Source organism: Weizmannia sp. FSL K6-3076 (assembly GCF_038007245.1).
In the GTDB taxonomy this organism is placed as follows: domain Bacteria; phylum Bacillota; class Bacilli; order Bacillales; family Bacillaceae_C; genus Weizmannia; species Weizmannia faecalis.
Genome location: NZ_JBBOWU010000001.1, coordinates 2,725,687 through 2,739,471, shown reverse-complemented (window position 1 = coordinate 2,739,471; position 13,785 = coordinate 2,725,687). Strand labels below are relative to the sequence as shown.

Here is a 13,785-nt window from a genome sequence, read left to right as displayed (position 1 = left end):
GGAGAGTAAATGATAAAGGTTGCATTTATTTGTGTTCATAATTCATGTCGAAGCCAAATAGCTGAGGCATTGGGCAAACATTTAGCAGGAGATGTATTTGAAAGCTATTCTGCTGGCACAGAAACAAAACCCCAAATTAATCAGGATGCTGTGCGTCTAATGAAAGAGCTTTATGGTATAGATATGGAGAAAACCCAATATCCAAAGTTACTTGATGATATCCCGCAGGTAGATATTGTTATTACAATGGGATGCAATGTGGAATGCCCTTACCTTCCCTGCAAGCATAGAGAGGATTGGGGACTGGATGATCCTACGGGTAAGAGTGATGAGGAATTTAAAAAAGTTATTTCAATAATTGAAGCCCGAATAATTGAATTGAAGAAGAAACTGACATAAAATTAATTAATGCCAATTGCACATTCAGTGGTTGGCGTTATTGTTAATTGACATGTTTCCTCGTACGACGGTTTTTCAAAAATGGCCGAAAAACCCATTGACATGTTTCCACGTACAGATGGTTTCTATAATGGCCAACAGACATCAATTCTATCAACTCAAGCCATGTGGAGTGTGTGGCGAATCTGGAGCTGAAATTGTGACCGCCAATTAAACATTTACGACACATCATAAACTTTTAGCCAACAGGCCCTGTTTTCGGGATCACTAAGATTCCCGAGTTCAGGGCTTTTTTCTGTCCAGCCGCTATCATTCCTGCATTATCTCGATGGTTTTTTCTCCGTTCCCCCTCCGTTCCCCCTCCTATTTTTTACTTAGTTTTTATCTTGACAAACAAAATAATCCGGTATATCATTTAGTTTGTCAAAGGAAATAAAAACTAAACAAATAATTTTGGAGGTTTTAAAATGAAAAAAGATGAAATTCTGGATAAATTATTGGAAATTACGCACCAGCCATTTCTCATCTTTGTAAATGCAGTAGAAGAAAAAACAGATAATGCTTTTGAAACGCTGAAGCTGTTGGCAGCGGAAGAAAATGTGACAGCGGGCCGCATTTCTGAAGTGCTTGATATTAAGCCGTCAAGTGTAACGCAAATTATCAAGAAACTTGAAGAAGCCGGCACTGCCCGGCGTGAAAAATCCGAACAAGATTCCCGTGTAACGATTGTAAAAATCACGGATAAAGGCCGTGAAAGCTTAAAAGAGCGCAGTTCAATTTCAACTACACTAAAAGATGTCCTCTTCCAGGGGTTTGCAGAGGATGAGCTTGAAATGTTGGATCAATATCTTGAACGCATGGTTTCCAATATTTCAAGCGAAGCATTTCATGATAAGCTCCACGAAGTCTTCAGCAATGATAAACGCTGGGAACTTTTTGGGAAAATGAGTGCCCGTTTCGGCCGTGCACGGGAACAAATGCTAGAGCGCAGCGGGTTTGGCGGCTTCGGCGGCCGCGGATTCATGGGCGGCGGATTCGATGGCTGGAAGAAAGGACGTAAAAGATAATGGAAAGTGGATTCAATGGTTCAGTCCGTAAAGATCAAACCAAATTTTCAATTGGACAATTTATGAAACTCATCAAAACGACGCAACCGAAATATCTTTTGCTGGCGATGGGTGTCTTACTGCTGGTTGTTTCATCCGGTGTACAAATTTATGTGCCGAAATTAGCATCATCCCTTGTCAATCATTTTTCAAAAGGCATTGACTATGGGTTGTTAGGGAAAGTCGTCGCACTATTTGTCATCTCAGCCATTGTTTCTGCAATTGGCGGAACGGTTCTGGGGATTTTTGGAGAAAATGTAATCCAAAACTTACGGAAAAGCTTGTGGCAGAAGTTAACCACCTTGAAAGTGAGCTACTTCGATACTGTTAAAGCTGGTGAAATTTCAAGCCGTCTGGTAAACGATACTGCACAAGTCAAACAGTTGCTGGCTGTGACTTTCCCGCAGACACTCGCGAGCATCATTACTGTCATCGGGACAGTATATATGATGTTCAAGATGGATTGGCACATGACGGCCGCTATGGTTGTAGCTGTTCCAATCGTCGTCATCTTGATGATGCCGATCATGGCCTTTGGTACAAAAATCGGGCATATCCGCCAAGAGGCGATGGCCCAATTTAACGGGATTTCAAGTGAAACATTAAGTGAAATCCGGTTGGTAAAAACTTCGAACGCAGAAAAACAAGCGCAAGTTCGTGCCAATAATGAAATAAACAAACTGTTTAAAGTTGGAAAAAAAGAAGCTGTCTTTGATGCAACAATGCAACCCATCATGATGATGGTATTTATGAGTATGGTCTTTGGGCTTCTTGCTTATGGGATGCACCGTATTGCAATTGGTGAAATGCAAATCGGGATTTTAATGAGCTTTCTGATGTATTTGTTTAACTTGATTGGGGCCGTGCCGGTCATTGCAACCTTATTTTCAGAAATGGCAAAGGCTGCGGGTTCAACGCGCCGTGTACAAGAATTGCTTGCTGAAAAGCCAGAAGATTTTACGAAGGGCATTGAATTGGATTTGGCTGGCAAAACTTTATCAGTGGAACATGTGGACTTTGCCTACGAAGATGCGCCGGATGAACCCATCCTGAAAGATGTATCATTTACGGCAAAACCAAATGAAATCATTGCTTTTGCAGGCCCTTCCGGCGGCGGCAAATCGACGATCTTTAGTTTGCTTGAACGTTTCTATGCACCAACAAGCGGATCAATCAAATTTGGGGATACGGATATTGAAGAGATCAATTTAACAAATTACCGCAGCCAAATCGGATACGTTTCACAAGATTCTGCAATTATGGCCGGGACAATCCGCGACAATTTGACGTATGGATTAGACGGTACATATACGGATGAACAACTTTGGAACGTTTTAGATTTAGCCTTTGCACGCAAATTTGTCGAAGAAATGCCTGACAAACTTAACACAGAGGTAGGGGAACGCGGGGTGAAAATCTCCGGCGGCCAGCGCCAGCGTATTGCCATTGCCCGGGCCTTTTTGCGCAATCCCAAGATTTTAATGTTGGATGAAGCAACTGCGAGTCTTGATAGTGAGTCAGAGATGAAAGTCCAGGAAGCCTTAACCAACTTGATGAAAGGCCGCACGACTTTAGTCATCGCCCACCGCCTGGCAACCATTGTGGACAGCGACAAGATTTACTTTATCGAAAAAGGCCGGGTCACAGGATCAGGTACACATGATGAATTGGTACGTACGCATGAAACGTATGCAAAATACGTGGCTGAACAATTTAAGGTAGACACACCGGCTATGTAAAGGAATGGACACCATACTTTGGAAAAGGATGCATTTGGGGAAATGCGGTGTTCAAAGGTAGTGGAGAAGTGTGTCAATGCTATTTTTTGAGTGCGGGGCCTGTCAACTACCAAACAAAGAACAATCCGCATTATTAGCTAAGACATTTGGTTGTGTTCGCTTTGTCTACAATAAGATGTTAGCTGAACGCAAAGAAATGTATGAAAAGTTCAAGAATGATAAAGAATCGCTTAAAAAGCAAAAGTTTCCGACTCCTGCAAAATATAAAAGTGAATTTCCATTCCTAAAAGAAGTGGATTCTTTAGCTCTGGCAAATGCACAAATGAACTTACAGACTGCTTATAAGAATTTCTTTGAAGGAAATGCGGATTTTCCAAAGTTCAAAAATCGTAAAGCAAAACAATCCTATACAACTAACTTAGTCAATGGAAACATCGAATTGAAAGATGGTCATATCAAGTTGCCTAAACTCAAGCTTGTAAAAATCAAACAGCATAGAGAAATTCCTGCTGATTATAAATTGAAATCCTGTACCATTTCCAGAACAAAGTCAGGAAAATACTATGTTTCCGTACTAACAGAATACGAAAAAGATATACAGCCTAAAACAATAGAAAATGTCATTGGGCTAGATTTTGCTATGGCTGAATTATACGTGAGTAGCGAGAATGAGAAAGCCAATTATCCTCGTTATTATCGTGTGATGTCAGAAAAATTAGCAAAAGCCGGGCACATTCTGTCCAAACGCAAGAAAGGTTCTGCACGTTGGAACAAGCAACGACTAGTAGTGGCTAAGTTACATGAGAAAGTGGCGAACCAACGCATGAATTTTCTTCATCATAAGTCAAAAGAATTAGCTTCTAACTTTGATGCTGTCGTGATTGAGGACTTGAACATGAAAGGGATGTCTCAAGCCCTTCACTTTGGGAAAAGCGTTCACGACAACGGTTGGGGGATGTTCACTACTTTCTTAGCGTATAAGCTAAAAGAACAAGGGAAACAACTTGTGAAAATTGATAAGTGGTTTCCCTCCACTAAGAAGTGTTCTTGTTGTGGTGCAGAAAAACCTGTGAAACTATCTGAACGCACCTACCGTTGTTCGTGCGGTTATGTGGCAGATCGCGACTATAATTCAGCAATCAATATCAAAAATGAAGGTATACGCTTATTAGCGTTATCATAAGTAACAAAACTCTTGGAACAAGAGGGTTAGCTCGGTCAGTTTTCGTTGGCTAGTAAAAGCAACGATAAGTCGAGAAGCCCCCACTTCAATTAGACCGCAAGGTCAATAAGTGGTGGGTAGTTCACTAATTCCACGATTTCACTGCTTGTTAATTTATGCAGGGCAAACACTTTAGTCCTCGATAACAAGGCCGAATTGACTTCAAATGACGGATTCTCAGTGGTTGCGCCAATAAGGATAATGCTGCCATTCTCCACATACGGTAAAAAGGCATCTTGCTGTGCTTTATTGAATCGGTGGATTTCATCGATAAACAAAATTGTCTTTTCGCCTAATTGCCGGCGTTCTTCAGCTTCTTTCATCACGTTTCGAATATCTTTAATCCCACTGGTAACAGCACTAAAATCTATAAATACCGATTGTGTTTGATTTGCAATCATTTTCGCCAACGTTGTCTTCCCTACGCCGGGAGGTCCCCAGAAGATCATGGAAGAAACACGGTCATGTTCAATCATTTCTCTAAGAAATTTTCCTTTACCTATCAGGTGCTTTTGCCCGACAAATTCGTCTAAACTTTTGGGACGCACTCTGCTCGCCAAGGGACGGCTTTGGTCATTGTCATTTTCAAATAAAGAAGTTTGCCGCAAGGTTACTCCCTCCGTTGTAAAAAAATTCCCCATTACGCTTCTTTTCGTCCGCTTATAAATCCCAACCAAAATATTTAACTCAATGGTTATCCTAGAATAACTCTGATTTGCAAATTTATCTATTTGTTCTTTGTTCAATTTCCAGCCATCTAAACGAATTTGGTTAACCCTGTTCTGATCAATTCCTTGCTTGGTATAGTTTAGGCTGATTATATTCCCAAATGAGAAAAAGCGATACCGTTCCATCATGGTTATAGACCTGAATTGCGACAGGAAAACAGAAGCTTAAAATGAAAAGGTGCCCTAAACCTCTGGTATAATTGGGCTTGAACAGAACTACCAAACCAGAAAGGAGGGCACCTTTAAGGTGAATTATATCACCTCTGACCCGAAAATCAAATATGCGTTTCATTTAAAGAAGCATACGAATTTTAGCGGGCTGCTCCTGATTCTGCAGTTTTGGGAAAGGATAAAAACGGATTTTGATTCAATTGGGGAAACCGTCTATGGGGATCAGAAAGAGCGGAAGCCGGGGAGAAAAATGTTCCGTCCTCTTTTTGTGTTTGAAGGGAAGCCCCCTCTTTGTTTAAGGCTGAGGGAGGAAAATCCCCGCTTTGAGAGAATAAGATAAGGAGTGGGTATTTGATGAAGCCGTTTTTAAAAATATTGATAATCATAACAGGACTATATGTTATTGCCAGTATCCTTTTTGATTTGAATTTCAATTCTGAAATACATCTTATAACAAAAATAATTCAAACTTTATTCTTTCTCTTATTATTAATCTATGTTGGTTTTATTAAGATTTTTTGAAGTTATCCGCAATTTTAAAATAAGGAAATCAGTTCGTGCGCTTTTCAAAAAACTACGTCAATTATGCTTAAAGCAGGCCGGAAAATGATCCTATTGACATATATTATAATATATTTATATAATGATAAAGGCTGTGGGAATACTTGGTAAGGTTTCCATGTTTTTCGGCAAAATTCCAATAAAAATTGAAAAAGGCAAATTCATCGAAAGTTGAAGACGCAAAGCTAAAGGGACTAAAGTCAGATGACCATGTCAGCCAGTTACCGATTTTACATCAAAAGGGCTAATCGGTAGGGGATTAGTCTTTTTTTCGTTGTGCTGATATCAAATGTGAAGAACTTCATTTAATAAGGGCAGGAGGAAGCAAAAGGATGGCACAGTTTCAAACAGATAACAGTCATAAAGCTTTTATCATTACATTAGGCGGATTTGCCGCAACAGAACAGGCATCTACGTTTGTAGACGATTTAAAAAAAGAAGTTTCAAAAATAGATGTGAAAAATTATTCGTTAATTGTGGATTCATCCGATTTAAGGACATTTAAGCCCGAAATTTTGCCGGTGCTTGAAAAGAGCTATGCGTTGTATATGAGTTTAGGATTTAAAAAAATTCTAATGGTTACACCGAAAAGGGTGACGCCGCGTTTACAGCTGAAGAGAATCGCGAAAAAAGTGAATTTTACGGGTGAATTTATCAATAGTTTACAAGCGGGATTGGAACTTTCACGTTAAAAACAGCTTGAAGGAGTTAAGTAAAAATGGATTCGAGTGTGACAATAAGAGAAGTCTCTGTCTATCATCCTGAAAAGGTGCGCCATAACGATTATTACGTGGCCCATTTTCGCCAGCAAGGAAAAGATATTACAGGACTTTTGCAAGCGCTTGGCAGAGAAAACAGATACATAGCAGATTATAAAACCGAAACCACTTTAACGATGGCAATGAAAGCATCAAAGAAAGTGCTGGAAAAAAGCGGGCTGGCCGGCCGTGATCTCGATATGATTGTATTTGTATCAGGGACACCTGAATATTTTTGGCCGCCGAATGCGGTTGCCATCCATCAAGCTTTGGGCGGAAAAGAAGAAGCTGTTGTTTATGATATGAATGCGGCATGTGTCGGAATGGTGGTGGCTGTGGATCAAGTAAGCCGCAATATGCTTGCAAATCCGCATATCAAGCGTGCACTTGTCGTGGGCTCTGAGCAAATGCACCGTTTTGCAAAAGAGGAGGATGCGGTTACATATGCCAGCTTCGGAGACGGGGCCGCTGCTGTATTGCTGGAAAAAAGCCATCATGTTAAAACAGGGTTTATCGACTCAGCCTATCAAGTGAACACAGAATCAATTGATAAAATTACTTTTCCGGCTTGCGGTGTATCCCAACTGGTTGAAGGAAAAGCCGAACAAAAGAACGGGAAAATAAAATGGGAGAATGTAAACAATGACAATGCTTTCCTGTCCACTGCCGCGCTTGTTGAAAAATTGCTCAGCCGGAACCACTTAACCACGAGGGATATCCAGGCTTTTTGTTTTTCCCAATTGTCACGGAAAAATATATACAAAATCCGGGAAATTTTCAAAGAAGACATAAGCAAGTTCCCGATTGTGGGCACGGAATATGGTTACACAGGAGCCGCCAGCCCGTTTATGGCTTTTGAACGTGCTTTAAGCACCGGCCGGATAACGAGGGGCAGCTATGCCATATTTTGGTCGGTTGGCGCTGGAACATCTGCTTGTGCCATGTTGTATAAACATTAAATGCATTTAGTCTGTTTCATAAAGAAGGGAGTTGCACCATGGGAATAAAAAAATTGTCCAAAGCCATTACAATGGGCCAAATCAAAACCGTTATCCTGCCTTATATCCTCATTGGCATTTTATTGGTTGGCAGCATGTTCATCATCCCGCAACATTTAACCATTTGGTTTGTGTCTGTTGCCGCAATCCTTTATCTTGGTGTAGGTTTATGGTCATCCTTCCGGTTAACCGGGAAGTTATTGAAAATGAAGCAATACGCTTCCAGCCTGGAGTCGGGTAACCTGGCTGAATCGCTGGAGATTTTAGGCGCAGATGAATTTAGCACGATCTCTAATTTCTTGAATAATGCAACTGGCAATATGCGAAATCTGGTTGGAGATTTAAAAAAAGGAATAGACCGTGTAGATGCCAATTCAGATGAATTATCAGCAACCATGACGGAACTGTTTTATGTCATGGAAGATGTGAAGGAAACCATAAATGAGATGGAACATGGCGCAATGGAATTAAGTGCCAGTACGCAGCAAATTGGCGCCTCTGCTGAACAAATTGAAAGTTCAACGAAGAAATTAGCGAAAAAGGCAAATGAAGGAAAAAACATCGCGCAGGAAATTAAGAAACGGGGGACAAAAGTAAGAGAGGAAGCAACGTCATCTGCAGGCTCTTCCAATCAAATCTATACGGAAAAAGCGGAAAATATTTTGAAATCCATTCAACAAGCGAAAATTGTAGAGGAAATCAAAATGTTGGCGGATACGATTGGAAACATTGCGAATCAGACCAATCTCCTTGCCTTAAATGCATCGATCGAAGCGGCAAGGGCAGGGGAAGCAGGAAAGGGTTTTTCAGTAGTCGCTCAAGAAATCAGAAAGCTGGCTGAACAATCCACCCAATCGGTTGAAAATATCCGGGTGGTCACCAGCCAGGTCCAGCAAGCCTTTTCAAACCTTATTCATCATTCAAAAGAAATTCTGGACTATGTGGACACAAAAGTGAATCCCGACTATGAAAAGATGGTCCGTATAGGGGAACAGTACGAACGCGATGCGGAATTTTTAGACCGTATGTCGCTTGAAATCGCCCAGGCTTCGAATGACATGGCAAATGCAATTGAGGAAGTCAACAAGGCGATACAGCATGTATCTTCCACAAGCCAGCAATCTGCTGCGGGTACAGAGGAAATGTCATTTAATATTTCCGAAGTATCACTGGCAATGAAAGAAACGGCAGAAATGGTAGACCACCAGCACCAATTGGCCCATAAAATAAATGAGTCTCTCCAGAAATTCAGTTTATAAATAGCAAGTTCAGCTTATGATAGAAGCTATGCTGCAGCACGGGGATAAGCAAGAAAATGCCGGTTTGTCCCCATGCTGTTTATCATTCAACACCGCCCTATTTTTATAATCCTGCAAATTGTACTTTCTGAATCACCGCACATTGCCAACGGCAGGACAGCCAGGCATGATTCATGAATCCCCGCCATTCGGGGAAAACTGTTTCATACAGTTCGCATGAATGGGGAGGAAACGTAATGCCTGAATTGCCGGAAATGGAGACCTATAAAAAAGGGCTGGCGTCATTGATTGGCGGCTGGGCCATTACAAATGCCATGATTCAGCGGGAAAAATCGATCAATATACCTGCCGGCAAGTTTACGAAGGCCGTTGCCAATCAGAAGGTCAAATCGATTTCAAGACGCGCAAAGTATTTAATTTTCCAGCTCGAAAATGGTTCGTGCCTGCTTCTGCATCTGATGCTGGGCGGATGGATGTTTTTTGGCAAAGAGGAAGACAAACCGGACCGGACAATACAAGTCCAACTTTCTTTTGGAGACCGGCGCTTGTTTTTTATTGGGTTGCGCTTAGGATACCTGCATCTATTAACACCGGAAGCGGTTCGGGCGGAATTGGAAAAAATCGGCCCCGAACCGCTTGATCCCCATTTTACATTAGCTGTTTTTCAACAACGGATGCAACAAAGAAGGGGCATTCTTAAAACGGTACTAACCAATCAAGAAGTGCTGGCCGGGATTGGAAACCGGTATTCCGATGAAATATTATGGCATGCGCAGTTGCGGCCGGATCAAAAAACGGGCCATCTTGACAATCAGCAATTTGCCCGTCTGTATGAGTCGATCCGGTTTATTCTTCAAAAAGGGATTGAGCAGGGAGGTTATATGGAACATCCGCTGCATAAGGGAGATGGCAAAACGGGATGCTATCAAATGTACGTTCACGGCAGGGAAGATGAACCATGCCCGCGATGCAGCACCCCTATTAGGAAAAAAGAAATTTCTTCACATAAGACCTATTTTTGTCCGTATTGCCAGTATTGAAAACGTATTGCCCCTGCCGGCACTGCATTTTCCCGGCTGCCTGTCAGACTTCCCCGGCCTGCAATTTTACAAATTTTCGCTTTCCTACCTGTATGATGAGGCCGTCTGTGACATGAACAGCATCGTGGATATCGTTGACTTTTTCTCCATTTATCCGGATGCCGCCGTTTTGAATCATTTTTCTGGCCTCACTTTTTGATGGCTGCAGCTTCAATTGCACGAGTAAATCAATGATGTTGATTGTTTTATCTCCGTCCCACCGCATAGCCGGGATATGGGCAGGCAATGCTCCTTTTTGAAAAACATTTTTGAAGTTTTCTTCTGCCTGGACTGCCGCAGCTTCTCCATGGTACATGCGGACAATCGTCCTGGCCAGCAGCATTTTGGCATCGCGGGGATGCAGCAGCCCCGCTTCAACGTCGTGTGCAATTTTCATTTTTTCTTCCAGTGCTAAATCTGTGACAAGGTGAAAATACTTGGTCATCAAATGATCGGGAATCGACATCGCTTTTCCGTACATTTGATTTGGATCTTCATCAATTCCAATATAGTTGTTTTTCGATTTTGACATTTTTTCCACGCCGTCCAGGCCTTCAATAAGCGGAACGGTCAGGACAACCTGCTTTTCTTTACCGTATTGCTCCTGAAGATGCCTGCCCATCAGCAGGTTGAAGTGCTGGTCATTCCCGCCAAGTTCTACATCGCATTCCAATGCAACGGAATCATAACCCTGCATTAACGGATAGAAAAATTCATGCAGAGAGATCGGTTTGTTTGTTGCATATCTTTCTGCAAAGTCGTTCCTTTCGAGAAGCCGCGCGACAGTTGTTTTTGCTGCCATTTGAATGACGCCGGCAAAGTCTAGCCGGGCCAGCCATTCCGAGTTATAATGCAGCTCAACTTTGTCCATATCCAGCACTTTGCTGAACTGCTCAAAGTATGTTTTCGCGTTCCGTTTCACTTCTTCATCCGTCAACTGTTTTCTGGCTGCCGATTTGCCGGTTGGATCTCCAATTTTTCCGGTGTAATCCCCGATAATAAGCTGAATTACATGCCCGTTTTCCTGAAACTGTTTAAGTTTATTCAATACCACTGTGTGGCCCAAATGGATATCAGGCGCGGACGGGTCCAACCCGAGCTTGATTTTCATAGGAATGTTATTCGTAATGGATTTGGCAATTTTATTCTTGAATTCGTCTTCAGGTATGATTTCATTTGTGCCATTCTGAAAGATGGCAAACTGCCTTTCCATCTCTGCCCGCTGTGCGTCTGTCAGCTGCTCTATAAAATGATCCAATTTCTTCTCCTCCTTCTGTCCTGAAAAATTGCGTCTGCTGATTTTTATTCTCCGTCTATACAAAAAAATCCACGCCCCCCTGAAAAAAGGGACGTGGATCACGTGGTACCACCCTTATTGAAGAATGAATCTTCCGCTTCGTTTACATAACGGTTAAACCGTTCTTTGCTAATCTGATTTCACAAAGAAAGTTCCAGGATGTATTTCGTTCTTATCTTTGTACCGGCTTGCACCAACCGCCGGCTCTCTGGCACAGGGAGATAACAAACTACTGAATCCTTTCATGACTGTTTGCTTATTTAAAATGTTGACATTTATTTTAACAAAAAAGGATTTTGAAATCAATACTATGATAAATGGCTCCTTCACAGGCCTTTTAAAATCTGGTTTTGTTTCACAATCCTCCGGTACGTCGTGTATAAATTGCTGTGCCTTAATGGCACCTTTGCTTCAGTTGCCAAAGCCATATTGTTTTCATTTCTTCAATCCATGCATTGTATGATATCTGCCAGTCTTGCCAAGCCTTTTTCCAATTGGGGAAAGGAAGCATAGGAATAAGACAGGCGAAGATGGGAATGGCCATTCCTGTCATATATGTTTCCGGGGTTCAATAAGATTTTTTCACGAAGGGCGAGTTTAAATAATTTTTGCATGGATAATGTTTTTTTAAGTTTGAGCCAGATATAAAAACCGCCTGCAGGTGTATCCCAGGTTGCAATGCCTTTAAAATATCGGTTTAAGAGCCCGATTGTAAAATCCCGGCGGTTTTTTAAGGCTGTCCTGATGTCTTCAATGTATTGGCTGTAAAAACCGCTGGACAAACATTCTGCGGCGGCATACTGCGATAAGGCACTGGACCCGTAATCGGTTTGCATTTTAATATCTGCCAGCCGGTTGATGACAGGTTCAGGCCCGGCAATCCAGCCAATCCGAAGCCCGGGGCCCAATGTTTTGGACATGCTTCCGATATATAGGACCAATCCCTGGTCATCTTTTGCTTTTAAGGGTGCAGGCGGCTTTTCATCAAACCACAAATCACCGTACACATCATCTTCAATGACAGGCAGCCTTTCATTTATACATGCTGCAAGCAATGCTTTCCGCCTTGTTTCTTTCATTAAAATGCCAGTTGGGTTATGGAAATTCGGAATTGTATAAAGCAGTGCCCCGTTATGTTGCCGTTTTAGTTTCCCAATGCCTTCTGTTACAATCCCGTCATGGTCCATCCGGATGCCAAATAGATTCATGCCGGCAGACTGAAAAACATGCAGCGATTGAAGATATGAAGGAATCTCATGAAAAATCGCCGAACCCCGTTGCAACAGGCCCAAAGAAATGAACTGCAATGCCTGGATTCCGCCGGAGACAACCATAATGGAAGAGGGAGAGGCGATAATGCCTTTCGCCTTTAAATAAATGCTGATCATTTCTCTGAGATCAAAGCTGCCTTTTGGTTCCGGATATCCGAGTGTAATTTTCCGGTGGCAGTTCTGAAAGATATTTCAAATATGTTCGGCAGGCAATAATTCAGGGGACAGTTCTCCCGTTCCAAGCCGTATCATTTGCGGATTGGCTTCTGCCTTATTGATTTCCTGTATAAAAGGTTTATTCGGTTCATATGTCCCTGCTTTAACGTAATGGTGCCAGTCAGGAGGCTGGGCAGAAGCCAGTAAACTCCAGGTATTGTTGGCAACGGCAGTCCCTTTGCCAACTTTTGATTCAATCAGCCCTTCAGCAGCTAATTCCCCGAGCGCATAGACAACCGTGCTCCGGTTAACTTCAAATTTCCTTGCCAGCTCACGTTGTGTCGGCAGCCTTGTTCCTACTGGCCATTCTCCGTTTAAAATTTTTGCTTTGATATACTCGTATATTTGCTGGTACAAGGGGATATCGGAATGCTTATTCAATGTCCAATTGTCCGCCATGTTATCGTGCTCCTTTTTCTTATCATACTATTTGGTTGGCTCATTTTCCAACCAATTGGATGGAGACCAAATGGCTTCTTCCCGGTAAGATAATAAGAAAAAACAGGGAGAGATCATCGTGTCAGCAGCGTTTGTTCACGGGTTTATTTTAGCTTTGGGGCTTATCTTGCCGCTCGGAGGGCAAAATGTATTTGTCTTTAACCAAGGGGCCGTCCAGCCTTCCTTTTTGAAAGCATTGCCTGCCATTATTACCGCCTCTGTTTGCGATATGGTTTTAACGGCTTTCCGAAAGAAGTCTCCCATCCTCAAGGAATGTGAAGGTGCGAATCGCACCAATGAGTAGGTGGGAGATGAATTTCGGTTGGCTTTAGCCAAAGTTATTTTTCCAATCCTTTTCTCAACAATTCTAAGATTGCGCCTGTTCTAGTTGGAATCCCATTTTCTTTTTGATATTGCTCCAATTTTTCTAATATCGTCTTAGGCATACGAATTTCTACACGTTCTTTCTCTTCTCTCATGATTATCACCTCATATTGATTGTACGGATTTTTTACGATATAATCAATATATACGAAATTTTTC

12 protein-coding genes, 3 pseudogenes, 1 riboswitch and 1 other annotated feature are annotated in these 13,785 nt (G+C 42.0%); of the genes and pseudogenes, 10 read left to right on the top strand and 5 right to left on the bottom strand.

The window, feature by feature from the left end:
- The first annotated feature begins 9 nt into the window (after positions 1-9).
- The 4 genes from NSS95_RS13150 to NSS95_RS13135 all read left to right on the top strand — a co-directional run bounded on the left by NSS95_RS13150 (position 10) and on the right by NSS95_RS13135 (position 4,427).
- On the top strand, positions 10-399 hold the full coding sequence (locus NSS95_RS13150) for an arsenate reductase ArsC (RefSeq protein WP_017551000.1): 390 nt from the start codon (positions 10-12) through the stop codon (positions 397-399).
- Between the two features lie 467 nt (positions 400-866).
- Positions 867-1,466 (top strand): MarR family winged helix-turn-helix transcriptional regulator, encoded by a 600-nt coding sequence (locus tag NSS95_RS13145; RefSeq protein ID WP_019721482.1) that lies wholly within the window; start codon positions 867-869, stop codon positions 1,464-1,466.
- Positions 1,466-3,244 (top strand): ABC transporter ATP-binding protein, encoded by a 1,779-nt coding sequence (locus tag NSS95_RS13140; RefSeq protein ID WP_061087096.1) that lies wholly within the window; start codon positions 1,466-1,468, stop codon positions 3,242-3,244. The genes NSS95_RS13145 and NSS95_RS13140 overlap by 1 nt, the downstream gene beginning before the upstream one ends.
- Positions 3,245-3,320: 76 nt before the next feature.
- The gene (locus tag NSS95_RS13135) at positions 3,321-4,427 is read left to right on the top strand and encodes an RNA-guided endonuclease TnpB family protein (RefSeq protein WP_340713959.1); all 1,107 of its coding nucleotides are present in this window, start codon (positions 3,321-3,323) and stop codon (positions 4,425-4,427) included.
- A gap of 122 nt (positions 4,428-4,549) precedes the next feature.
- On the opposite strand, the pseudogene NSS95_RS13130 reads toward NSS95_RS13135, so the two are convergent.
- Positions 4,550-5,074 (bottom strand): annotated as a pseudogene (locus NSS95_RS13130) (AAA family ATPase); the annotation flags it as partial.
- Positions 5,075-5,441: 367 nt separating this feature from the next.
- Between NSS95_RS13130 and NSS95_RS13125 the strand changes: the two are divergent.
- The 5 genes and pseudogenes from NSS95_RS13125 to mutM form a co-directional block, all read left to right on the top strand.
- A pseudogene (locus tag NSS95_RS13125) lies at positions 5,442-5,663 on the top strand (hypothetical protein); the annotation flags it as partial.
- Positions 5,664-6,070: 407 nt separating this feature from the next.
- Positions 6,071-6,155, top strand: a riboswitch (cyclic di-GMP riboswitch).
- Between the two features lie 103 nt (positions 6,156-6,258).
- Entirely contained in the window at positions 6,259-6,618 is a 360-nt protein-coding gene (locus NSS95_RS13120) for a hypothetical protein (protein ID WP_035188834.1), read from the top strand.
- 26 nt (positions 6,619-6,644) lie between these two features.
- Positions 6,645-7,643 carry a 3-oxoacyl-[acyl-carrier-protein] synthase III C-terminal domain-containing protein gene (locus NSS95_RS13115; protein ID WP_340713958.1) on the top strand — a complete coding sequence of 333 codons (999 nt, stop codon included), beginning with the start codon at positions 6,645-6,647 and terminating at the stop codon, positions 7,641-7,643.
- Between the two features lie 38 nt (positions 7,644-7,681).
- On the top strand, positions 7,682-8,941 hold the full coding sequence (locus NSS95_RS13110; RefSeq protein WP_061574132.1) for a methyl-accepting chemotaxis protein: 1,260 nt from the start codon (positions 7,682-7,684) through the stop codon (positions 8,939-8,941).
- Between the two features lie 236 nt (positions 8,942-9,177).
- Positions 9,178-9,981 carry a bifunctional DNA-formamidopyrimidine glycosylase/DNA-(apurinic or apyrimidinic site) lyase gene (gene mutM, locus NSS95_RS13105; protein WP_340713957.1) on the top strand — a complete coding sequence of 268 codons (804 nt, stop codon included), beginning with the start codon at positions 9,178-9,180 and terminating at the stop codon, positions 9,979-9,981.
- A 43-nt stretch (positions 9,982-10,024) separates the two neighbouring features.
- Here mutM and tyrS read toward each other — a convergent pair whose 3' ends face one another.
- The 3 genes from tyrS to NSS95_RS13090 all read right to left on the bottom strand — a co-directional run bounded on the left by tyrS (position 10,025) and on the right by NSS95_RS13090 (position 13,203).
- On the bottom strand, positions 10,025-11,233 hold the full coding sequence (tyrS, locus tag NSS95_RS13100) for a tyrosine--tRNA ligase (protein WP_285958741.1): 1,209 nt from the start codon (positions 11,231-11,233) through the stop codon (positions 10,025-10,027).
- 129 nt (positions 11,234-11,362) lie between these two features.
- Positions 11,363-11,572 (bottom strand) — a binding site (T-box leader).
- 188 nt (positions 11,573-11,760) lie between these two features.
- Positions 11,761-12,753 carry an aminotransferase-like domain-containing protein gene (locus tag NSS95_RS13095; protein ID WP_340714055.1) on the bottom strand — a complete coding sequence of 331 codons (993 nt, stop codon included), beginning with the start codon at positions 12,751-12,753 and terminating at the stop codon, positions 11,761-11,763.
- A 27-nt stretch (positions 12,754-12,780) separates the two neighbouring features.
- Positions 12,781-13,203 carry a winged helix-turn-helix domain-containing protein gene (locus tag NSS95_RS13090; RefSeq protein ID WP_340713956.1) on the bottom strand — a complete coding sequence of 141 codons (423 nt, stop codon included), beginning with the start codon at positions 13,201-13,203 and terminating at the stop codon, positions 12,781-12,783.
- 118 nt (positions 13,204-13,321) lie between these two features.
- Between NSS95_RS13090 and NSS95_RS13085 the strand changes: the two are divergent.
- A pseudogene (locus tag NSS95_RS13085) lies at positions 13,322-13,480 on the top strand (amino acid transporter); the annotation flags it as partial.
- 100 nt (positions 13,481-13,580) lie between these two features.
- On the opposite strand, the gene NSS95_RS13080 reads toward NSS95_RS13085, so the two are convergent.
- Positions 13,581-13,721 (bottom strand): hypothetical protein, encoded by a 141-nt coding sequence (locus tag NSS95_RS13080; protein WP_014095675.1) that lies wholly within the window; start codon positions 13,719-13,721, stop codon positions 13,581-13,583.
- Positions 13,722-13,785 lie beyond the last annotated feature (64 nt).

Excerpts from the sequence above, each read along its gene's own strand:
- NSS95_RS13150 (WP_017551000.1), top strand. The coding sequence starts at position 10 with ATGATAAAGGTTGCATTTATTTGTGTTCATAATTCATGTCGAAGCCAA.
- NSS95_RS13145 (WP_019721482.1), top strand. The coding sequence starts at position 867 with ATGAAAAAAGATGAAATTCTGGATAAATTATTGGAAATTACGCACCAG.
- NSS95_RS13140 (WP_061087096.1), top strand. The coding sequence starts at position 1,466 with ATGGAAAGTGGATTCAATGGTTCAGTCCGTAAAGATCAAACCAAATTT.
- NSS95_RS13135 (WP_340713959.1), top strand. The coding sequence starts at position 3,321 with ATGCTATTTTTTGAGTGCGGGGCCTGTCAACTACCAAACAAAGAACAA.
- NSS95_RS13120 (WP_035188834.1), top strand. The coding sequence starts at position 6,259 with ATGGCACAGTTTCAAACAGATAACAGTCATAAAGCTTTTATCATTACA.
- NSS95_RS13115 (WP_340713958.1), top strand. The coding sequence starts at position 6,645 with ATGGATTCGAGTGTGACAATAAGAGAAGTCTCTGTCTATCATCCTGAA.
- NSS95_RS13110 (WP_061574132.1), top strand. The coding sequence starts at position 7,682 with ATGGGAATAAAAAAATTGTCCAAAGCCATTACAATGGGCCAAATCAAA.
- mutM (WP_340713957.1), top strand. The coding sequence starts at position 9,178 with ATGCCTGAATTGCCGGAAATGGAGACCTATAAAAAAGGGCTGGCGTCA.
- tyrS (WP_285958741.1), bottom strand. The coding sequence starts at position 11,233 with ATGGAAAGGCAGTTTGCCATCTTTCAGAATGGCACAAATGAAATCATA.
- NSS95_RS13090 (WP_340713956.1), bottom strand. The coding sequence starts at position 13,203 with ATGGCGGACAATTGGACATTGAATAAGCATTCCGATATCCCCTTGTAC.
- NSS95_RS13080 (WP_014095675.1), bottom strand. The coding sequence starts at position 13,721 with ATGAGAGAAGAGAAAGAACGTGTAGAAATTCGTATGCCTAAGACGATA.